Annotated in this window: 20 protein-coding genes; 4 read left to right on the plus strand and 16 right to left on the minus strand. The window is 63.6% G+C overall.

Annotated features, from left to right (window positions below; translation table 11 throughout):
- The 4 genes from ACE3PR_RS15525 to irrA all read right to left on the minus strand — a co-directional run bounded on the left by ACE3PR_RS15525 (position 1) and on the right by irrA (position 3,224).
- Positions 1–594 carry a DUF3501 family protein gene (locus ACE3PR_RS15525; protein WP_374373697.1) on the minus strand — a complete coding sequence of 198 codons (594 nt, stop codon included), beginning with the start codon at positions 592–594 and terminating at the stop codon, positions 1–3.
- A gap of 134 nt (positions 595–728) precedes the next feature.
- The gene (locus ACE3PR_RS15530) at positions 729–2,060 is read right to left on the minus strand and encodes a heterodisulfide reductase-related iron-sulfur binding cluster (RefSeq protein WP_374373698.1); all 1,332 of its coding nucleotides are present in this window, start codon (positions 2,058–2,060) and stop codon (positions 729–731) included.
- Positions 2,061–2,202: 142 nt separating this feature from the next.
- Positions 2,203–2,622, minus strand: a complete 420-nt coding sequence (locus ACE3PR_RS15535) for a rubrerythrin family protein (protein ID WP_374373700.1) — start codon at positions 2,620–2,622, stop codon at positions 2,203–2,205.
- A 182-nt stretch (positions 2,623–2,804) separates the two neighbouring features.
- Positions 2,805–3,224: an iron response transcriptional regulator IrrA gene (gene irrA, locus ACE3PR_RS15540; protein WP_374373702.1), complete on the minus strand. Its 420-nt coding sequence runs from the start codon at positions 3,222–3,224 to the stop codon at positions 2,805–2,807.
- A 167-nt stretch (positions 3,225–3,391) separates the two neighbouring features.
- Here irrA and ACE3PR_RS15545 point away from each other — a divergent pair, with 167 nt between their 5' ends.
- Positions 3,392–4,336, plus strand: a complete 945-nt coding sequence (locus ACE3PR_RS15545; protein ID WP_374373704.1) for a DMT family transporter — start codon at positions 3,392–3,394, stop codon at positions 4,334–4,336.
- 6 nt (positions 4,337–4,342) lie between these two features.
- On the opposite strand, the gene gshB is transcribed toward ACE3PR_RS15545, so the two are convergent.
- The 5 genes from gshB to rsmI form a co-directional block, all read right to left on the minus strand.
- Positions 4,343–5,281 carry a glutathione synthase gene (gene gshB, locus ACE3PR_RS15550; RefSeq protein ID WP_374373706.1) on the minus strand — a complete coding sequence of 313 codons (939 nt, stop codon included), beginning with the start codon at positions 5,279–5,281 and terminating at the stop codon, positions 4,343–4,345.
- 81 nt (positions 5,282–5,362) lie between these two features.
- Entirely contained in the window at positions 5,363–6,214 is an 852-nt protein-coding gene (locus tag ACE3PR_RS15555) for a SirB1 family protein (protein WP_374373708.1), read from the minus strand.
- Between the two features lie 33 nt (positions 6,215–6,247).
- Positions 6,248–7,060: a BON domain-containing protein gene (locus ACE3PR_RS15560; protein ID WP_374373711.1), complete on the minus strand. Its 813-nt coding sequence runs from the start codon at positions 7,058–7,060 to the stop codon at positions 6,248–6,250.
- Positions 7,061–7,124: 64 nt separating this feature from the next.
- Positions 7,125–7,517 (minus strand): YraN family protein, encoded by a 393-nt coding sequence (locus ACE3PR_RS15565; RefSeq protein ID WP_374373713.1) that lies wholly within the window; start codon positions 7,515–7,517, stop codon positions 7,125–7,127.
- Entirely contained in the window at positions 7,510–8,355 is an 846-nt protein-coding gene (gene rsmI / locus ACE3PR_RS15570) for a 16S rRNA (cytidine(1402)-2'-O)-methyltransferase (protein WP_374373715.1), read from the minus strand. The genes ACE3PR_RS15565 and rsmI overlap by 8 nt, the downstream gene beginning before the upstream one ends.
- 201 nt (positions 8,356–8,556) lie before the next feature.
- On the opposite strand from rsmI, the gene ACE3PR_RS15575 reads away from it, so the two are divergent.
- Complete coding sequence (locus ACE3PR_RS15575; protein WP_374373717.1) at positions 8,557–9,717, plus strand: penicillin-binding protein activator; 1,161 nt, start codon at positions 8,557–8,559, stop codon at positions 9,715–9,717.
- A gap of 200 nt (positions 9,718–9,917) precedes the next feature.
- Positions 9,918–11,651, plus strand: a complete 1,734-nt coding sequence (locus ACE3PR_RS15580; RefSeq protein ID WP_374373719.1) for a methyl-accepting chemotaxis protein — start codon at positions 9,918–9,920, stop codon at positions 11,649–11,651.
- An 88-nt stretch (positions 11,652–11,739) separates the two neighbouring features.
- On the opposite strand, the gene hemW is transcribed toward ACE3PR_RS15580, so the two are convergent.
- The 7 genes from hemW to ACE3PR_RS15615 all read right to left on the minus strand — a co-directional run bounded on the left by hemW (position 11,740) and on the right by ACE3PR_RS15615 (position 18,530).
- A complete protein-coding gene (gene hemW, locus ACE3PR_RS15585; protein WP_374373721.1) occupies positions 11,740–12,900 on the minus strand; it encodes a radical SAM family heme chaperone HemW in 1,161 nt (386 codons plus the stop codon).
- 7 nt (positions 12,901–12,907) lie between these two features.
- Positions 12,908–14,011 (minus strand): redox-regulated ATPase YchF, encoded by a 1,104-nt coding sequence (ychF, locus tag ACE3PR_RS15590; RefSeq protein WP_374373724.1) that lies wholly within the window; start codon positions 14,009–14,011, stop codon positions 12,908–12,910.
- Between the two features lie 61 nt (positions 14,012–14,072).
- A complete protein-coding gene (gene pth / locus ACE3PR_RS15595) occupies positions 14,073–14,702 on the minus strand; it encodes an aminoacyl-tRNA hydrolase (protein ID WP_374373726.1) in 630 nt (209 codons plus the stop codon).
- A 30-nt stretch (positions 14,703–14,732) separates the two neighbouring features.
- A complete protein-coding gene (locus tag ACE3PR_RS15600) occupies positions 14,733–15,449 on the minus strand; it encodes a 50S ribosomal protein L25/general stress protein Ctc (protein ID WP_374373728.1) in 717 nt (238 codons plus the stop codon).
- A 103-nt stretch (positions 15,450–15,552) separates the two neighbouring features.
- On the minus strand, positions 15,553–16,488 hold the full coding sequence (locus tag ACE3PR_RS15605) for a ribose-phosphate pyrophosphokinase (RefSeq protein WP_374373730.1): 936 nt from the start codon (positions 16,486–16,488) through the stop codon (positions 15,553–15,555).
- 476 nt (positions 16,489–16,964) lie between these two features.
- Positions 16,965–17,546 (minus strand): OsmC family protein, encoded by a 582-nt coding sequence (locus ACE3PR_RS15610; protein WP_374373732.1) that lies wholly within the window; start codon positions 17,544–17,546, stop codon positions 16,965–16,967.
- A 45-nt stretch (positions 17,547–17,591) separates the two neighbouring features.
- Positions 17,592–18,530 carry a hypothetical protein gene (locus ACE3PR_RS15615; protein ID WP_374373734.1) on the minus strand — a complete coding sequence of 313 codons (939 nt, stop codon included), beginning with the start codon at positions 18,528–18,530 and terminating at the stop codon, positions 17,592–17,594.
- A 251-nt stretch (positions 18,531–18,781) separates the two neighbouring features.
- On the opposite strand from ACE3PR_RS15615, the gene ACE3PR_RS15620 reads away from it, so the two are divergent.
- The gene (locus tag ACE3PR_RS15620) at positions 18,782–19,258 is read left to right on the plus strand and encodes an HIT family protein (protein WP_374373737.1); all 477 of its coding nucleotides are present in this window, start codon (positions 18,782–18,784) and stop codon (positions 19,256–19,258) included.
- Positions 19,259–19,265: the final 7 nt, after the last annotated feature.

Consider the following 19,265-nt stretch of genomic DNA (forward strand, 5'->3'; position numbering starts at 1 on the left):
TCAATCGAGATCCTTGGCCAGTGACAGGCGCGATTCCTCGCCGATCACCGCCATATGGGCATAGGCCGGATGGTCGAAGCCGACGATGATCTGCTGGCCGGCCTGTTTGAAGGCGGCCGCCTGGGCATCGCTCATGGGAAAATGGATGAATTGCACCGATGACGCCTTGCCGGCCTCGTTGGTGCGGTCCTGGTCGGCTTCCGGAACGCCCTTCACGGTCTCGCCGGCGAATTTCAGAAAGGCCGAGTGCTCGACGCCGCCCAACCGCGCCAGGAAATTTGCGCGCCGGATCGGCTCGTCGATCTCGAACATCACGGTTGCCACCAATTCGCGGCCCTGCGGAATGAGCGGGTTATAGGCGCGGAGCTCGTCGGCGAGCTGTTCGTCGCCGCCCTTCTCGATATAGAGCATCTCCTGGACCTGCTGCAGCATGGTCTCGAAGCATTCGAAATAGAAAGTGGCCGCCGGCCCCACCTCTATGCGGCGCGGTTTCTTCAACGCCACCACCGCCTTGCGCATCTCGGCCCGGCGCTGGGTGTAATCCGCGATCGGCAGGATGTCGGCCTTGGTGATCTCGCGCTTGCGGGTGGTCATGTGATTTCCTCAGTTTGACAATGTCATCCCCCGCGAAGGCGGGGGATCCACGAGTTGCTTTGTTCAGTTGCCGACAAACTCGTGGATGGCCCGACTAAATCGGGCCATGACAATAAGAGAACAAACCCATCTACCTATCCCAATCCATACGCCTTTGCGAACAACTGGATCGGGTGCGGTGCCTCGCCGCCTTTGGCTTCGTCGTTCCTGAGCGCGTCGATGCCCTGCTGGATATGGGCGCCGGCCAGTGGGCATTCCGAGGCGACATGGCGCTTGCCCGCATTCATCGCCTGGCGGGCGACCGGGCGGCCCACCTTGAGCGCCACGTCGAAATTTCCCTTCATGACGCCCCAGGCGCCGCCATGGCCCGAGCAGCGCTCGATCACGGTCAGATCCGCCTCGGGAATGAGTTTCAGCATCTCGGTCGCCTTCTGGCCCATGTTCTGGGCGCGGGAATGGCAGGCGATGTGGAGCGCAACGCCACCCTCCAAAGGCTGGAGGCCCGGCGCCAATCCGTTCCGTTTTGCGATGTCGACGACATATTCCGAAATGTCGAAGGTCGCGTTGGCAAGGCGCTTGATCTTCGCCTCGTCCGGCAAGATCAGCGGCCATTCGAATTTCAGCATCAGCGAGCAGGAGGGGACGAGCGCCACCACGTCGTAGCCCTCATCGACATAAGGAAGGAGCGCATCGGCCACCGAATGCGCATGTTCGGCGACACGCGCGATGTCGCCCTGTTCCAGTTGCGGCATGCCGCAGCAGCGCGGATAGACCACCTCGGTCTCGACGCCGTTCCTGGCCAGAACCTCGATCGCGGCGGTGCCGATCTCGGGATTGTTGTAATTGGCAAAGCAGGTCGCATAGATCACGGCCTTGCGGCCGAAACCGGGTGCTGCCTGGTTGATCTCCGGCTTCTCCTCCATCGCGCGCAGCACCAAGGTGCGGCCGTTGAATTTCGGAAGATGCGCGCGGGCATCGATCCCCGCCACCTTCTCCATCGCCTGGCGCGCCGTGGCGTTTTCGGTGAAGGCATTGGCCAGCGGTGCCGCCATCCCGGCGAGCTTCCCGTTGCGGTCGGTCTCGGTCAGCTGGCCATAGACCTTGTCGTTCTTGCCCAGCTTCTTCTCAGCGGCGCGGTAGCGCAGCATCAGATGCGGAAAATCCAGCGCCCATTCATGCGGCGGCACATAAGGGCATTTGGTCATGAAGCAGAGATCGCAGAGCGTGCAGGCATCCACCACCTGCTTGTAATCGGATGTGGCGACACCGGCCACTTCGTCGGGGCTCGCATCCACCAGGTCGAACAGGCGCGGGAAGGAATCGCAGAGATTGAAGCAGCGCCGGCAGCCATGGCAGATGTCGAAGACGCGGTGCATCTCCGCCTCGATCTTCGCCATGTCGTAGAAATCGGGATTCTGCCAATCGAGCTTGTGCCGAATGGGTGATTCCAGGCTGCCTTCGCGCATGGATCCGACCTCGCATCTGGGTTGCTGGGCGCGTGGGTTGCAGGAACGATAGGGCCGAAGGCATCGCCGCGACAGCCGGATTCCCGCGATGGGAATCCGGCTGTCCGGTGACGATCAGATTCGAGCTTTCAAGACGCCGGGATCAGCCCAGCGTGTCGAGCGCCTTCTGGAAGCGGCCGGCATGGGACTTCTCGGCCTTCGCCAGGGTTTCGAACCAATCGGCGATTTCGTCGAAGCCCTCTTCGCGCGCGGTGCGCGCCATGCCCGGATACATGTCGGTATATTCGTGGGTCTCGCCCGCGATCGAGGCCTTGAGATTGGGCGCGGTCGCACCGATGGGCAGACCCGTCGCCGGATCGCCGACTTCTTCCAGGAATTCGAGATGGCCGTGGGCATGGCCGGTTTCGCCTTCGGCGGTCGAGCGGAACACCGCCGCCACGTCGTTATAGCCTTCGACATCCGCCTTCTGGGCGAAATAGAGGTAGCGTCGGTTAGCCTGGCTTTCGCCGGCAAAGGCCTCTTTCAGATTGCCCTCGGTCTTGGAGCCTTTCAGAGCAGCCATTTCAGTCTCCCTAGCTAAATGGGTTGCACACAATCCCGGCACGGCGGTTCGGCTTTTGAAAACGGGCGATCACCGCCGCGACAAGCTCTTTGTTGCGCTCGAATCTATGCCGCGTCCCGAGGGGTGTCAACAGACTGGAACGGTTTTAATATTGCTTACTAGTGACTGATTTACTTGGCGAATTAATTGTCATTCGCAAGTCGGACGATGACGTCCACACGCGCCACTTTCATGCCCGCGGGGGGCTCAGGCAATTGCGAGAGAGAGACCTCGTCGGCGGGAATATCCATCAGCCTTCCGGCACCTTCGACGAAGAAATGATGGTGCGGTTTGGTGTTGGTGTCGAAATAGGAGCGGCCGGGTTCGACCACCACTTCGCGCAGCAATCCAGCACTCGTGAATTGATGGAGCGTGTTGTAGATCGTGGCGAGCGAGACCGAGATGCGCTGCGTCGCCGCCTCGGCATGCAAATCCTCCGCCGAGACATGGCGGTCGCCGCCTTCGAACAGCAATTTCGCGAGAGAGAGCCGCTGGCGCGTCGGGCGCAGCCCCGCATCCTTCAGCTTGGCGAGGATCGAGGTATAGGGCCGTAGGTTTTCCATGTGTAAAATATAATGTAAGTGCAACAAGGTGGAAAGGCGGATTCTGTAACCGCTCAAGACGGCTTCCATCGCCGGAATCAAGTCCCAGATCACCAGATGGCCTATTGCTGCGGCCCTCGCTATGGTGACGCGAACCATCCCCCCGAAATCAGTCAGATCACCCCCTCATGACCAGCGCCGCTTCTGCCGAACGCCCGATCCAGGCCATCCTGCTGATGAACCTGGCGGTCTTCATTTTCACCGCCATGGATGGAATCATCAAATCGGTCTCGGGCAGCTTCCCGACCGGCGAGCTGGTCTTTGCGCGCAATCTCTTCGCCTTCCTGCCGCTCCTCACCTTCATGCTGGTGGTCGAGCGCCGCATCAATCTGCGGACATCACGTCCCTGGAGTCATGTTTGGCGTGGTCTCATGGGCGTCTCGGCGATGTTCTGCTATTTCCTCTCCTACAAACTCCTGCCGCTCTCGGATGCGATCGCCCTCGGTCTCTCCGGCCCCATCTTCTTGACCGTGCTGTCGGTGCCCTTGCTGGGTGAACAGGTCGGCTGGCGGCGCTGGTCGGCGGTGATCCTCGGCTTCGTCGGCGTCCTTGTCATGACGCGCCCGGGCTCGGGCATCTTCGACCCGGCGGCTCTCATCCCGCTCCTCGCTTCGGTCTTCTACGCGCTTGCCATGATCTCGATCCGGAAACTGGCACAGACCGAACCGCCCACCACGATCGTCTTCTATTTCACGCTCTTCGCCGTGCTGGCCTCGCTCGTGACCTTGCCTCTGGGCGCAATCGATCCGGCGCTCGCCTGGGCCTGGCCGGCGGACGGCAAGGAACTGGGCCTGCTTATCCTCATCGGCATCATGGGCGGCAGCGCGCAGATCGCCCTCACTATCGCCTTCCGCCGCGGCGCCGTCTCGCTGGTGGCACCCTTCGATTACATGGCGCTGGTCTATGGCTTCCTCATTGGCTTCTTCCTCTTCGAGGAAGTGCCCGATGCCTATCTCATCGGTGGCGGTGCCATCGTCGTCACGAGCGGCATCTACATCATCCACCGCGAAACCGTTCTCGCCCGGCAAAGACGCCGCGCCGCGACGATCCCGGCCATGCCGGTGACGGAATAGCGACCTCTACAGCTTCGCCTCGATCGCGTCCCAGATCTGGTCCTCGAGGCAGACGCCGTCGAAGCGGTTGATCTGCTGCAAGCCGGTGGGCGAGGTGACGTTGATCTCGGTGAGGTAATCGCCGATGACGTCGATGCCGACGAAGATGAGGCCGCGGCGTTTCAATTCCGGCCCGATGATCTCGCAGATCTCCTGCTCGCGTTTGGTGAGCGTCGTCTTGGTGGCGACGCCGCCCACATGCATGTTGCTCCGGGCCTCGCCCGCCGCCGGCACGCGGTTGATGGCACCCACCGCCTTGCCGTCGATGAGGATGATGCGCTTGTCGCCCTCGCGCACCTTGGGTTCGTAGCGCTGGATTTGGATCGGCTCGCGGTAGAATTGCGTGAACATCTCCAAAAGCGAAGCGAGGTTCTCGTCATCGGGCTTGACATGAAAGACGCCAGCCCCGCCATTGCCGAAGAGCGGCTTTACGATGATGTCCTTGTGCTCGGCGCGGAACGCCATGATCTCGGCGCGGTCGCTGGTGATCAAGGTCGGCGGCATCACGTTCCTGAATTCCGTGACCGACAATTTCTCCGGCGCATTGCGCACGTGATTGGGGTCGTTCACCACCAGGGTATCGGGATGGATCCGCTCCAGGATATGTGTCGCCGTGATATAGGCCATGTCGAAGGGCGGATCCTGGCGCATCAGGATGACGTCGAGCTTCGAGAGATCCAGCACTTCTTCGGCGCCCAAAGTCGCATGATTGCCGCGCTCGCGCCGGAACTCGACGGGGCGCGCCCGCGCCGTCACCTTGCCGTCGCGCCAGGACAATTGCCGCGGATGATAGTGATAGAGCTTGTGCCCGCGCTTCTGCGCGGCAAGGCCCAGGACGAAGCTTGAATCGCCGTCGATATCGATCGTCTCGACGGGGTCCATCTGGATGGCGACATGGAGCGGCATGGGAAGGCTCTTTAATCTGTGGGATGCGCCGTACTCTAGCCGGGCGTCCGGCAAACACCATTGCAAAAGCGACAGCAAACCCTATTGCAAACGCTGGGTCAGCTCCTGCAGCAGCCGCGCCACCTGATGGCGCTGGTTCTCATTGTCGGAGATCTCGAGGAAGCGGGTAAAGGCCGCACGTGCCGCGAGGAGATTGCCGATGCGCGATTGGATGAGGCCGCTCTCCCGCCACAAGGGTGCCGCCTCGGGCGCCACCAGCAGCATGCGCCCGACCATGGTCGCGGCGCGCGGCAGATCGCCGTCCTGGATGAGGCGCACCTTGATGTTGTTGACCAGGCGCAAAAGGATGTCGCGATTGCCGATGGCCGCGTAATGGCCGGGCTGCAATTCCGCCTTGTCGCCGATGACGCTCTTCAGGCGCTGGCGCAAATCGCCGGTCTCCAGGACCTTGCCGCCATCGAAGGGATCGAGGATCGCGGCGCGGCCCTCATGGAACAGGCGGATCACGAAATGGCCGGGGAAGTTGACGCCCTCCACCGCCCAGCCCTGGCTGCGCGCGGCATGCATGTAGAGAATGGCCAATGCCACCGGCAGGCCCTGGCGCCGGTCGATGACGCGCATCAGATCGGCGTTCTGCAAATCGTCGTAACTGACCCGGTCGCCGCGATAGGCGAATTCGCCCGCCATCACATCGCTGAGCACCCGGCAGCGTGCGGCGAGGCCCGGCTGACCTTGCATGGCAAGCTCCGGCAGGATCGCCGCCATGCGCATGCTGTCGGCGATGGCGGCAAGGTGCAATTGATGGGCATGGCGGCCGAGCTCGGGCCGGTCGAGGGCGGCCAGCGCCAGCGCCGCCTCGGCGATATCGATCGCTTCATCGGGCAGGGTGCCGATCTTCGCCAGATCGGCTTCGATGGCGTCGCGGCCGGTCATGCCGGTTCCATCATGCTGGCATTCGACATGGCGTCACGGCAGCGGTGCGGCCTGGACGGAATCGGCCGGCGCGGCACTGGCCTCGGCCGCATTGGCTGACGGCGCGTCCACGGGTGCCGCCGCTTCCACCGGTGCTCCCGGCGTCGCCGTCATGACCGGCTTCTCATCCGGGATTGGCAGCAGGGGCGCATCCTGCAGGCGGACGCGGCTCACCACCGCATCGACATAGGCGACATCGCGGGCATGATCGATGACGCGCTGCAATTCGGCCGCGTCCTGTGCCACACCGGTGAGGTAAATGGTCGAGCGGATGCAATCGATGCTGTAATTGTTGGCGCGCACCTGGGCATCAGCCATCAGCTTGACGCGCAGCCGCGCGATCAGCCAGGCATCCTCGCTGTAATCCCCGACATTCAGGCTCGGCCCCAGCTGGATCTGGTTGTCGACCTCGCGGACACCCCGCGCCTGCCAGGCCAGTTCGCTGGCGAGCACCCGGTGTTCGGGCTTCTGCACGAAACCGGTCAGCAGCACGCGGCCTTCATGCACCTGCAAGCTCACCTTCTGGAAGAGATCGGCATCCTTGCGGAACAGGCGTTCGTTGATGCCGACCCAGATCAGATTGTCGTCGACCCCGGTCACCAGCCCGCGTTCCTGCGTGGCGAGGTTGATGGTCGTGGCGGCAACGCCCACGGCTGTCCCTACAGGCGAGCATCCGCCCAGCAAGCCGCCGCCCAGCATTCCAAACACCAGCAAAAAACCGACACCCTTCCGGCTGCCCACGGCACATCCGATGGCTGCCGCAGGCATCGGCGCCAAGGTCAGATGAGGGATTCGGGCCCGATTCATGGGCGAATCATGCCTGATCCGGGCCCGCCCCTCAAGCCCACCCCCGTTTTATGGATTTATGACGTCAAAAATCCGGCCGCCAGGCATCGACGAGATGCACCGGCCAGCCGAAGCGGCCCAGCGCCAGCACGTCGCACCGCAGATCCAGCCCCGCCAATTCCGGCCGGGTCTTCAGATAGTGGCTGAGGGCGCGGAGCAGGCGCTGGCGCTGGGGCTGGAGGAGGGCGCCGCCGGCCAGGCCCGTATCGGCCCGGGTCTTGACCTCGATGAGGGCCAACAGATTGCCGCGCCTGGCCAGGATGTCGATCTCGCCCAGCTTCGAGCGCCAATTGCGCTCGATCACCCGGTAGCCTTTGAGCCGCAGATAGGCGACCGCCAGCGTCTCGGCCCAGATTCCCCGGCGCCGCGCCGCCGTGCCGCGTTGTTGCCGATGGTTCTTCTTGCCGCTTCTAGTCATCTCCACCCGCGTCGTCTTTGCCGGCCGATTTCAGCTCCAGCGCCCGCTGATAGACCTGGCGCTTGGGGAGGTTGAGGGCGGCGGCGACCGCCTCCGCCGCTTCCTTGACGCGCATCTTTTCGAGGGCGCGGCGCAGGGCGTCGTCGAGATCGGCACCTTCCGTGGCGGGCGCTGCCAAGGGCGGTCCCACCACCAGCACGATCTCGCCCTTGGGCGGTCCCGCCTCGCGGTAATGGGCCACGAGTTCGGCGAGAGTCCCGCGCCGCACCTCCTCGAACATCTTGGTAAGCTCGCGGGTGACCGCCGCCGGCCGGTCGCCCAGCACCGCCAGCAGATCCTCGAGTGCCGTCACCAGACGTGGCGCCGTCTCGAACAGGATCAGGCTTGCGCGCACCGATGCCACTTCTTCAAGCTCGGTCCGCCGCGCCGCCGATTTGGCGTTCAGGAATCCCAGGAACATGAACCGGTCCGTGGGCAGGCCGGAGAGGATGAGCGCCATGATCGGCGCCGAGGGGCCGGGCAAAGCGGTCACGCGCAGGCCCAGGGCCGCCGCTTCCCGCACCAGCTTGAAACCGGGATCGGAAATGAGCGGTGTGCCCGCATCGGAGACCAGCGCCATTTTTTCGCCACGTTGCAGGCGTTCTATCAGTTGCGGCCGCATCTCGTCGGCATTGTGGTCGTGATAGGAGAGGAGCGGCTTCTTGATCCCGAGATGCTGCAACAGGCGGATCGTGATGCGCGAATCCTCGCAAGCGATGCAATCGGCGTCCCTGAGATACGCGGCGGCGCGTTCGGTGAGGTCGCCCAGATTGCCGATCGGCGTCGCCACCAGGCCCAACTCCCCCGCACCCGACTTGTTCCGGCCTGGATCGCTCGGTTTACTTGGCCCAGCTCTCTCGTTAGGGTTCTCTGCGGTCGGCTTCGGCGGCCTGCTCATATCGCTCGATTGTCCAGTGGAGTCATCATGATTGGTTTGCGGCGCCCCAAGGTAGGTTCATCCGGGCGGCCACGTCTTCTAACTGCCCTTGCCGCCCTTACCTTGTCGAGCCTTATCCTAGCCGCCTGCGCTCCCAGTGCGCCGCCGCCCAAGCCCGTGCAGCCGGCCCCGGCGCCGGCTCTCCCGGCACCCACGGTGCAGGCCCCGGCCCCGGCGCCCGAGCAATTCCGCCAGGGTGCCCAGGTGGGCCTCCTCCTGCCGCTCTCGGGACCCCAGGCCGGATTGGGCCGCGCCATGCTGCAGGCGGCCGAAATGGGCCTCTTCGACGTGGCCGGCGATAATTTTGACCTCCTGGTGCGCGACAGCGCCGCCGCGGGCGGCCCGGACGGGGCGGTGGTGAGCGTGCTCGGCGAAAAGGCCGACATCATCCTGGGGCCGCTTTTCGGCGCCGAACTGAAAATGGCCGCACCTCCCGCCACCGCCGGCCGGGTGCCGATGGTGAGCTTCAGCAACGATACCAGCGCCGCCCAGCCTGGCGTCTATGTTCTGGGGGTGACACCCGAGGCTCAGGTCGACCGCGTCGTGGGCTATGCGGCCTCCCAGCAATTGAAGCGCTTTGCCATCCTGCTGCCGAATTCCGGCTTCGGCCGCGCCGTGCTCAGTGCCTATCAGGAAGCTGTCGTGCGCCATGGCGGCACCGTATCGCAGATCACGTTCTACGATCCGCAGGACCCCGACATCACCGTGCCGGCGCGCGCGATCGGCGAGGCCTACAAGCGCGATCCTTTCGACGCGCTGATGATCCCGGAAGGCGGCCAGCGCCTGCGCGGCTTTGCCTCCATGCTGCCGGCCTTCGACCTGCCGCCGGGTGTCGTGCGCCTGCTCGGCACCTCGCTCTGGCAGGACAATGCGACGCTCGCGGATCCGGCCCTCGTCGGCGGCTGGTTCCCGGCAACACCACCCGATCGCTGGCAGGCCTTCGCGCAGCGTTATGCCGGCCTCTATGGCGGCCAGCCCGATCCCCGCGCCGGGATCGTCTACGATGCCGTGACCCTCGCCGTCGCTCTGGCACAATCCAAGCCAGAGGGCGATTTCTCGGCCGCCCGCATCACCGATCCCTCCGGTTTTGCCGGCGTGACCGGGGTTTTCCGGCTGCTCCCCGACGGCAAAACCGAGCGCGGCCTGGCCGTTCTGGAAGTCAGTCCGGGCGGTTTTTCGGTCCGTGATCCGGCACCGAATAGCTTCGCGGCAACGATTAACTGAAAGAGAGTTAACTCTGATTTTGAGGCGTCATATCCGATGTAAGCTATCGGAATGACGTCCCAATTTCCGGTTGATCCTGGTCAGGCGCGGTAACGTTTCATTAGTATACTTGACGTAAATACTGGGGCATTCAGCCGCCGGCATAGATGTGGGCGGCTCGCCCCCCTTATCGTCTAGCCAGTTCGGGAACCCGAAAAGCCATGCTGAAACGTCTCTCCGTCGCCGCGCGCATTTCGATCGCCATCGCGGCCTTTCTCATCCTTCTCGCCGGCGTGCTCATCTTCTCCGCCTACCAATTGGTGGCGCAGGAAATGGAAAATCAGGCCGTTTCGGCGCAGAAGACCAGCATGCGCGTTGCCTGGAACGTGCTGCAGCAGGCGGGCACCGATTATGCCATCAAGGACGGCAAGCTCTATGCCGGCGACGTGCTGCTCAACGACAACAACGACCTGGTCGACAAGGTGAAGGAGCTGGTCGGCGGCACCGCCACCATCTTCCAGGGCGATACCCGTGTCGCCACCAATGTGATGAAGCCCGACGGCTCGGGCCGCGCGGTGGGCACGCAGCTCGCCAAGAACGCGGCGCATGAATCGGTGCTGGGCCGTGGCGAGCCTTTTGCCGGCACGGTGGACATCCTCGGCAATACCTTCTTCACCGGCTATGACCCGATCAAGAATGCGGCCGGCGAGACCATCGGCATCCTCTATGTCGGTGTGAAGAAGGCCGATTTCTTTACCGTCGTCGACAACCTGCTCTGGCGTTTCGGCCTCGTCACCCTCGTCGTCACGGTGGTGTTGGTGGGCCTCGGCTTCTTCGTCACCAAGCGCCTGATGCGCCCGATGGCGGAACTGCGCGAGGATTTGAGTGCCCTGGGTGCCGGCAATCTCAACGTCACCGTGAAGCATACCGAGCGCAGCGACGAGATCGGCGTCATGGCGCGTACCGTCGCCATCTTCAAGGACGGCATGGAAGAACGGAACCGCCTTCAGGCGGCGCAGGAAAGCGAACGCCAGAAGGCGCAGGCCGAGCGCAGCAACGCACTCCAGAACGTCGCCGCGCAATTCCGCGATTCGGTCCTGGGCGTGGTCGACCGCGTCGCCACCGCGACCGGCTCCCTGCGCGGCGGTGCCGATAATGTCGCCCATCAGGCGGGCGAGACCACCGGCGATGTGGGCTCGGCCAACGAAGCCGCCGAACGTGTCGCCAGGAATGTCGAAGCGGTGGCCGCCGCCACCGAGGAACTGACCGCCTCGATCAGCGACATCTCGCGCCAGGTCAGCGAAACCTCCGCCGCCGCCGAACGCGCGGTGAGCGAGGCCAACACCACCAGCGGGACCATGCAGAACCTCGCCGAGGCCGCCAACCGCATCGGCGAAGTGGTGCGACTCATCAACGAGATCGCGTCCCAGACCAATCTCCTCGCCTTGAACGCGACGATCGAAGCCGCCCGTGCCGGCGATGCCGGCAAGGGCTTTGCCGTGGTGGCCTCGGAAGTGAAAAATCTGGCGACCCAGACCGCCAAGGCCACCGACGAAATCCAGGCCCAGATCCAGGGCATCCAGGCGGAAACGCAGAAGGCCGTGGGCGCCATCAGCGATATCGCCACCTCGATCAACGACATCAACCAGAAGGCCCATGTGGTGAGCGACGCCGTCGCCCAGCAGTTGGAAGCCACCAACGAAATCTCGCGCAATGTCCAGCAGGCCTCGTCCGAGACCGAAACGGTGAGCAAGCGCATCGCCGCCGCCGCCGAAGCCGCCGGCAGTTCCGGCACCGGTGCCGCGAAACTGCGCGACGAAGCGATCGCCTTGGCCGGCGATGTCGATCAGCTCCGCACCCTTTCCGGCGAATTCATCGGCCGGATCGGGCTGTTTAATGATTCCGGATCCCCCCCCCCCCGGCGGGGGGCGGGCTGGGTGGGGCCACGCAGGTGACGGGTGGTGCGAACCCATGCCCCCCTCCCGCCGACGCATGTCGGCATGCGCCGACGGACCTCCCCCCTGAAGGGGGGAGGAGAAGCTGTCACCCCAGCAATTCCCCCAACACCGCATTGAGGCGCTGGCGGCCGGATTCGGTCGCCAGCAGCCGTTCATCGCGCAACGCCAGGAACCCGCCGCCGATCAATCGCGCAAGCCTTGCTGCGTCGAGGCAATCGCGCATCTCCTTGCCCGTCTCGGCTGTGAAACGCGCTAGCGGAATTCCTTCGGCCAGGCGCAGGCCCATCATCACCATCTCGCTCACTCGGTCGTCGCGCGCAATCTCATCCTGCTGGCGCGTGGCATGGCCTTGCGCCGCCACCATCTCCAGCCAGCGTTCCGGCGCGCGGTGCTGGCGGGTGGCGATCTTGCGCCCGTCGAGTGTCAGGCGACCATGGGCGCCGGGGCCAAGCCCCACATAATCGCCATAGCGCCAATAGACGAGGTTGTGCCGCGATTCCGATCCAGGTCTCGCATGGTTGGAAATCTCATAGGCCGGCATCCCGGCGCCACCCAGAATCTCCTGTGTCATCTCGAAGAGCGCCGATTGCGCCTCTTCATCCGGCAGCTGAAAATCGCCGCGCGCATAGGCCTGCTCGAACACCGTCCCGGTCTCGATGGTGAGTTGATAGAGCGAGATGTGATCGGCGGCGAAAGAAAGCGCGCGGGTCAGTTCTTCGCGCCATGCTGCAACGCTCTGCCTGGGTCGCGCATAGATGAGATCGAAGGTGAAGCGCGCGAAGGTCTTGGCGGCGAGGTCGAGTGCCGCCAGCGCTTCATCCGCATTGTGCTGGCGCCCCAGGAATTTCAATTCGCGGTCGTCCAGGGCCTGGATGCCGAGCGAGACGCGGTTGATGCCGGCCTGCCGGAAATCGTGGAGCTTCCCCGCCTCAACCGAAGTCGGGTTGGCTTCCAGCGTTATTTCGATATCGTTGGCGATGCGCCAATGCCGCGCCACCGCATCGATCACGGCCGCGGTCGTCGCGGGATTCATCAGCGAGGGCGTGCCCCCGCCAAAGAAGATGCTGCTGACGCTGCGCCCCGGTGTCAGCGCCGCGAAATGCGCCAGTTCCTTGAGGTATGATTCACGCCACGCGGCCTCATCGATCTCGGCGCGGACATGGGAATTGAAATCGCAGTAAGGACATTTGGCCTTGCAGAAGGGCCAATGCACATAGATTCCAAAACCGCGTTTGTCCTCGCTCATCCCACCGTCAGACGTTAAAGCGGAAATTGAAGATGTCGCCGTCCTGCACCACATATTCCTTGCCTTCCTGGCGGAACTTGCCGGCTTCCTTCACCGCGGCTTCACCACCCAGGGCGATGAAGTCTTCGCAGGACATGGTCTCGGCGCGGATGAAGCCGCGCTCGAAATCGGTGTGGATGACGCCCGCCGCTTCCGGCGCCTTGGCGCCGTGGCGCACGGTCCAGGCGCGGGCTTCCTTCGGCCCGATGGTGAAGAAGGTGATGAGGTCGAGGAGCTTGTAGCCGGCGCGGATGACGCGGGTGAGGCCGGTTTCCTGGAGGCCCAGGGTCTCCAGATATTCCTGCTTCTCCGCATCGCTCGAGAGCTGCGCCACTTCCGCCTCGATGGCGGCCGAGATGATGACGGTTGCAGCACCCTGTGCCTTCGCCATCGCATCGACCTTCTTTGACCAATCGTTGCCGGTGGCGGCACTGGCTTCCTCGACATTGCAGACATAGAGCACGGGCTTGCCCGTCATCAGCTGCAATTGCCGGAACTGGGGCTTCTGGTCGGCGGTCAGTTGCGGCAGGATTGTGCGCGCGGGCCGCCCGGCGCGCAGAGCTTCGACGATCGGGCCCAGGAGATCGGCCAGGGCCTTGCCTTCCTTGTCGCCGATCTTGGCGCGCTTCTGCGCGTTCTCCAGCCGCTTCTCGACGCTCTCGAGATCGGCCAGCATCAATTCGGTCTCGACCGTCTCGGCATCGCGGATGGGATCGACCGAACCCTCGACATGGGTCACTTCGCCGTCGAAGCAGCGCAGCACATGGACGATCGCATCCACCTCGCGGATATTGGCGAGGAACTTGTTGCCAAGACCCTCGCCCTTGCTGGCGCCGCGCACCAAACCGGCGATGTCGACGAATTCCAGCTGTGTGGGAATGAGCTTTGCCGATTTCGCGATCACGGCGCATTTCTCCAGCCGCTCATCCGGCACCGAGACGCGGCCCACATTGGGCTCGATCGTGCAGAACGGATAATTGGCGGCCTGCGCCGCGGCGGTCGCGGTCAGCGCGTTGAAGAGGGTCGACTTGCCGACATTGGGCAGACCGACGATACCGCAATTGAAACCCATGGAATTCTACCTTTGCATCGACTCTGGAACCCGCTCCCACAGGCGTGGGGCGAGGATATCTCTATTCGCCTTCATCCGCCTTGCCGCGCCGATCTACCTTCAGCTTCTCGTCCTTGGGCGGCGGCGGGTTCAAGGCCAGATTGACCTTGTTCATGAACTCGTTCTCGTGCTTGGTGAAGAGAAAGGGCAGGGCATCGGCGCAGGCGATGTTGATGCGCGCGACCTCCTTCATCTCCTCCTTGCCGAAATCCATCAGCACGAAATTCTTGACCATCTCCTTGACGCCGGGATGCCCCACACCCATCCGGATGCGCCAGTAATCGGCGCCGATATGGGCATCGATCGACCGGAGGCCGTTATGGCCGCCGGCACCGCCGCCCTTCTTCACCCTGACCTTGCCCAAAGGCAGGTCGATCTCGTCATGCAGCACGATGATGTCGCCGGGCGCCAGCTTGTAGAACTGCAGGGCCGCCTGCACGGCGCGGCCCGAATCGTTCATGAAGGTGGTGGGGCAGAGGCAGATGGTCTTTTCGCCCGCGATCTCGCCCTCGGCAACGGCGCCGTGAAAGCGGCTCTTGATCGGGCCAAAAGAATAGCGGCGGACGATCTCGTCCACCGCCATGAAACCGATATTGTGCCGGTTGCCGGCATAGCGGGGGCCGGGATTGCCCAATCCAACGATAAGACGCATCGCGGACCCCGCTTATACCGATAACAGTTCTTACTTCTTCTTGTCGCCGCCCTTGGCCGGGGCTGCCGCCGCTGCCGGGGCAGCGCCCTTGGCAGGTGCTGCACCCTTGGCCGGTGCCGCGGCACCCGCCGCCGGAGCCGCCGCCGCTGCCGCCGGGGCGTCTTCCGCCTCCGACTTCATCGCCGACGGTGCCGCCAGGGTAAGGACGGTGAAGTCACGCTCGCGGATCGCGGGCGTCGCACCTTCCGGCAGCTTCACCGAGCTGATATGCACGCTGGCGCCGATATCGAGGCCGGTGAGATCGATCTCGATCATCTGCGGGATGTTGTCCGGCGAGCAGATGAATTCGATCTCGTGACGCACGATGTTGAGCACGCCACCCTTCTTGATGCCCGGAGCGGCGGCTTCGTTGCGCACCACGACCGGCACGTTGACGTGGATCTTGGTGTCCTTGCTGACGCGCTGGAAATCGACATGCAGGGTGCGGTCGGTGACCACGTCGAACTGCACGTCGCGCGGCAGGACGCGATGCTTCTTGCCAGCCACTTCCACGTCCAGGAGGGTCGCGAAGAAACCCTTCTTGTGGATGTGCTTGTCGATCTCCTTGGGGTCGAGGGAGATCATGGTCGCTTCTTTTTTGTCACCATAAATGACGGCGGGCACTCGACCGGCACGACGCGTGGCACGGGCGGCCCCCTTCCCGGCGCGGTCGCGAACTTCCGCGCTGACGGACTGAACTGCGGACATTGCTGTCTCCTATAAAAATCGCAGTTACCGGAACCCGGACCATCCGGGCACCGACCGATCGACCTCCAGGGGTGTCGATCGGATTTCGGTCGCGTAACCCTGCTCAGTCGAACAGGGACGAGACCGATTTCTCTTCACTGATCCGCGCCATGGCTTCGGCGAGAAGCGGCGCGATGCTCAGTTGGCGCACCGTCTGCGACACGCGCACGGCTTCGGTGGCCTGAATGGAATCGGTGATGACGAGGCTTTCCAAGGGCGAGGCCGAGACGCGGGCCACGGCACCGCCGGAAAGCACGCCATGGGTGACATAAGCGGCGACCGATTGCGCGCCAGCTTCCTTCAAGGCCACGGCGGCGTTGCACAACGTGCCCGCCGAATCGACGATGTCGTCCACCAGGATGCAGCGCTTGCCGTCAACCTCGCCGATGATGTTCATGACTTCCGAAACACCGGCGCGTTCGCGGCGCTTGTCGACGATGGCGAGATCCGCGTCCAGCCGCTTGGCAAAGGCGCGGGCGCGCACCACACCGCCCACATCCGGGCTGACGATGCACAAATTGTTGCCGGTGCCGAAGCGTTCCTTGATGTCCTTGGTGAGGACCGGGGCGGCAAACAGATTGTCGGTCGGAATGTCGAAGAAACCCTGGATCTGGCCGGCATGAAGATCGACGGTGAGGATGCGGTCGACGCCGGCGGTGGTGATCAGATTGGCGACCAGCTTGGCCGAAATCGGTGTGCGGGGGCCGGATTTCCGGTCCTGGCGGGCATAGCCGTAATAGGGGATGACCGCGGTGATGCGGCGCGCGGAACTGCGCTTCAACGCATCGATCGAGACCAGCAATTCCATCAGATTGTCATTGGTCGGAAACGACGTCGGCTGCACGATGAAGACATCCTCGCCGCGGATGTTCTCGTTGATTTCGACGAACACTTCCATGTCCGAGAAGCGCCGCACGCTGGCATTGACCAGCGGCAGGTTGAGATAGGCCGAAATCGCCTCCGCCAGGGGCCGGTTGCTGTTGCCGGTAAGGATCTTCATGCTGCGTCCGTCTCCTGGCGACCTGAGTGCCTTGCGACCCATGGTCTCGCATCCCATCTCTCTAGTTCGCGCATTCTTGTCGGCTGGCCGGCTTTCGCCGATTCGGCCAAGACAAAAGAGCCCCTCCCCTGAACCGCCGGCACGGGGCCAGCGGGGGGTCGAAAGGCGCGCGGAATGTATCAGCGGGTCCCAACGCCGTAAAGGCCGGCGTGTGCATCGGCGAACAATATTTAACTAACTGAAATATATAAATAAAATGTCAAAGCAGGGCAGCCTTGCGGCGGGCGGCGGTGTTCCGGCGGGCGTCCTGGCTACCCCGTCTTCCCTAGAGGGCCAGGAAAATCATGAAGCTGGCCAGGATCAGCCCCGCCACCATCAGCATCATATAGGGCATCCCATTCTCCCAAGCTTTCCGGAGTCCATAGGATGCGCCGCCGGGCGATGGCAAGCCCCATCGCCCGGCCAACCGCTGCCGCCTAGCCCCTGATGGCGAGGTCAGCCGCGATCCTCACCGGCTGGGTCAGGTTGAAGACATTGGGCGAGGTCTTCAGCACGGCCTCATGGATCTCGCGGAACTGCTCGGCCGATCCGTTGCCCCCGATCTCCACCTTCAGCTTGATCTCGGTGTAGCCGGCCGGGACATCGGGATGGCCAAGAAAGCCGCGGACGTCGATACGTCCCTCGGATTCGATCCGCAGATGGTTAAGGGTAATGCCGCGGGTGGCAGCACCCGCCACGTAACCCACCGACATGCAGGCATTGAGCCCCGCCATCAGCAATTCCTGCGGATTTGGGGCGGTGTTGCTGCCGAGGAGTTCGGTCGGTTCGTCGGCGGCGATGGTGAAGCCGCGCTCGATCCATTCGCCGGCCCGCTCGAAACCTTCGATCGTCGCACGGGTGCGGGTCTGGCCCAGCCATTGCGTGGCGACGCGGAAGCGCAACAGCGCGCGCGTGGGATCCTGCTCGATCGCTGCCACGGTCTCGTGCAGGGCATCCAGATCGATACCGTTGACGATATTGGCGGGGGCATTCTTGTTGGCTGCTTTTGTCATACTCATGTGCATGTCCTCATTGGCTGTTGTGGTGAAAACGGCGTGGGTCGCTCAGCCCGCGACCACGCTCTCCGGCCGGCCGAAAATGCCGGCAAGGGCGTCGACCCGCACGGCACCCTGGCGGCTGATGCCGCCCAAAGTGGCGCGGAACATGGGATGGCTCATGCCGCTTCCCAGAAAGGTCCAGCGCATGGCGGCCTGCTGGGCAAAGCGGATCTCGGCCAGTTCCTTTTCTGTGAGCGAACGCCCGCTGGCGGCCTGCAAGGCAGTGAGGTCGAATTCCACCTGTTGCAGGAGGCCCGCGTTCAGGATCTGGATGATGGCGATGTAGCCATCGACCGCCTCGGCGATTTCGGCGGCGGTGAGGTGCCAGGCCAGTTCCTCGACCATCAGCGTGTCGAGCTTGGCGTGGCCCGCTTCTTCCATCCAGTGATGCTTCAGCAGATCCTTGAAACAGGGATCGAGGGAATCGTCGCCTTCGACGCTGTCGAGGTAATGACGCTGCGTCATCCATTCGATCTGCAGGATGGCAAGGGCGACGCTCAGCGGGTGATGGGCCAGCACCGCTTCGGCGATGGCCTCGGGCGGCCCGATCACCCGGCAGGGCACGCGGAATCCCATCTCGAAGGCGGCGCGGAACCGCTTGAAGAGGTCGATATGCTTGGCTTCCTCAGCCGCGAAATTCAGGAGCGCCCGCGTCTCGATATCCGGCGCCTGCAACCGGTTGCGCACGTGATCCAGCACGAAGGGCAGAATGAATTCTTCGACCAGACCGAAGAGATAGAGATAATTGTGCCCGCGAATCTGGTTGAGCAGCGTCTTCTCGTGCCGATCGAGGCCGGGCAGCGTCGCCGTGGCGGCCAGCGCCTCGGGCAGAAAGGGCCGCGAGAAATCGAGCGTCTTGTCGCCGCCGATCAGATCCTCGATCTGCCATTTCACGCGGAGCGAATTCCGAAACGCCGCCTGATAGGAAAACCCGTGATGCCGCATCCTCTAAATTCCGCTAGGTCGTTTCCGGCCATTTGCCGGTCGAGTCTTACCTAGCGGGTGCGCGGTCTCGCGGCTGTGAAGCGTTTCACAAGGCGCCGTCTCTCGTTCCAAACCCCAGGCCTGAATCCCTGGCACGGGATTGACGCAAGAGCCATGATGGCGGGCATAGTTACCCGATCCGCGCGCATGCCGCCCAACCGTTACGGGCGCCGCGCCCGGCGATGTACTGGCAAGATGGGGATCAGCGGGAAATGTCCAGCAGAGCGTGCATATTGTGTCGCGGCGCCGACGCCGATGCCGAGCTCGAGCGCATCGAGGTCTGGCAGGATGCGCATTGGCGCCTGACGGTCAGCCTCTCCGCCGAGGTTGCAGGCTTTGCCTATCTCGAACCGAAGCGCCACATCTCTCACATACACGTGCTTGATGGCGACGAGGCCAGGACTTTCGGTCCTGCGCTGGCAAGATGCACCCAGGCACTGAAAGCCGCCACGCAGAGCGAAATCGTCTATGTCTACATTTTCGGTGACGGCGTTCCGCACCTTCACGTCCATCTGGCGCCGCATCGCTCCGGCGACGCATTGAGCGACCAAATGATCCGGGGCGAGATCGTCGAGGAAAAACTGCCGAATGGCCTCACCCGCTTCTACAGCCAGGAATTTCCCGGATTGCCGCGTGACCAGCTGATAGGCACCGCAGACAGCGTGCGAGAGATGTTGCTGCGCGATTGAGGTCGCG

Source organism: Dongia sp. (assembly GCF_041909655.1).
Lineage (GTDB): Bacteria > Pseudomonadota > Alphaproteobacteria > Dongiales > Dongiaceae > Dongia.

Bases quoted from the DNA above. Each gene is read 5' to 3' on its own strand.
- ACE3PR_RS15525 (WP_374373697.1), bottom strand. From the start codon at position 594: ATGACCACCCGCAAGCGCGAGATCACCAAGGCCGACATCCTGCCGATC.
- ACE3PR_RS15530 (WP_374373698.1), bottom strand. From the start codon at position 2,060: ATGCGCGAAGGCAGCCTGGAATCACCCATTCGGCACAAGCTCGATTGG.
- ACE3PR_RS15535 (WP_374373700.1), bottom strand. From the start codon at position 2,622: ATGGCTGCTCTGAAAGGCTCCAAGACCGAGGGCAATCTGAAAGAGGCC.
- irrA (WP_374373702.1), bottom strand. From the start codon at position 3,224: ATGGAAAACCTACGGCCCTATACCTCGATCCTCGCCAAGCTGAAGGAT.
- ACE3PR_RS15545 (WP_374373704.1), top strand. From the start codon at position 3,392: ATGACCAGCGCCGCTTCTGCCGAACGCCCGATCCAGGCCATCCTGCTG.
- gshB (WP_374373706.1), bottom strand. From the start codon at position 5,281: ATGCCGCTCCATGTCGCCATCCAGATGGACCCCGTCGAGACGATCGAT.
- ACE3PR_RS15555 (WP_374373708.1), bottom strand. From the start codon at position 6,214: ATGACCGGCCGCGACGCCATCGAAGCCGATCTGGCGAAGATCGGCACC.
- ACE3PR_RS15560 (WP_374373711.1), bottom strand. From the start codon at position 7,060: ATGAATCGGGCCCGAATCCCTCATCTGACCTTGGCGCCGATGCCTGCG.
- ACE3PR_RS15565 (WP_374373713.1), bottom strand. From the start codon at position 7,517: ATGACTAGAAGCGGCAAGAAGAACCATCGGCAACAACGCGGCACGGCG.
- ACE3PR_RS15580 (WP_374373719.1), top strand. From the start codon at position 9,918: ATGCTGAAACGTCTCTCCGTCGCCGCGCGCATTTCGATCGCCATCGCG.
- hemW (WP_374373721.1), bottom strand. From the start codon at position 12,900: ATGAGCGAGGACAAACGCGGTTTTGGAATCTATGTGCATTGGCCCTTC.
- ychF (WP_374373724.1), bottom strand. From the start codon at position 14,011: ATGGGTTTCAATTGCGGTATCGTCGGTCTGCCCAATGTCGGCAAGTCG.
- pth (WP_374373726.1), bottom strand. From the start codon at position 14,702: ATGCGTCTTATCGTTGGATTGGGCAATCCCGGCCCCCGCTATGCCGGC.
- ACE3PR_RS15600 (WP_374373728.1), bottom strand. From the start codon at position 15,449: ATGTCCGCAGTTCAGTCCGTCAGCGCGGAAGTTCGCGACCGCGCCGGG.
- ACE3PR_RS15605 (WP_374373730.1), bottom strand. From the start codon at position 16,488: ATGAAGATCCTTACCGGCAACAGCAACCGGCCCCTGGCGGAGGCGATT.
- ACE3PR_RS15610 (WP_374373732.1), bottom strand. From the start codon at position 17,546: ATGAGTATGACAAAAGCAGCCAACAAGAATGCCCCCGCCAATATCGTC.
- ACE3PR_RS15615 (WP_374373734.1), bottom strand. From the start codon at position 18,530: ATGCGGCATCACGGGTTTTCCTATCAGGCGGCGTTTCGGAATTCGCTC.
- ACE3PR_RS15620 (WP_374373737.1), top strand. From the start codon at position 18,782: ATGTCCAGCAGAGCGTGCATATTGTGTCGCGGCGCCGACGCCGATGCC.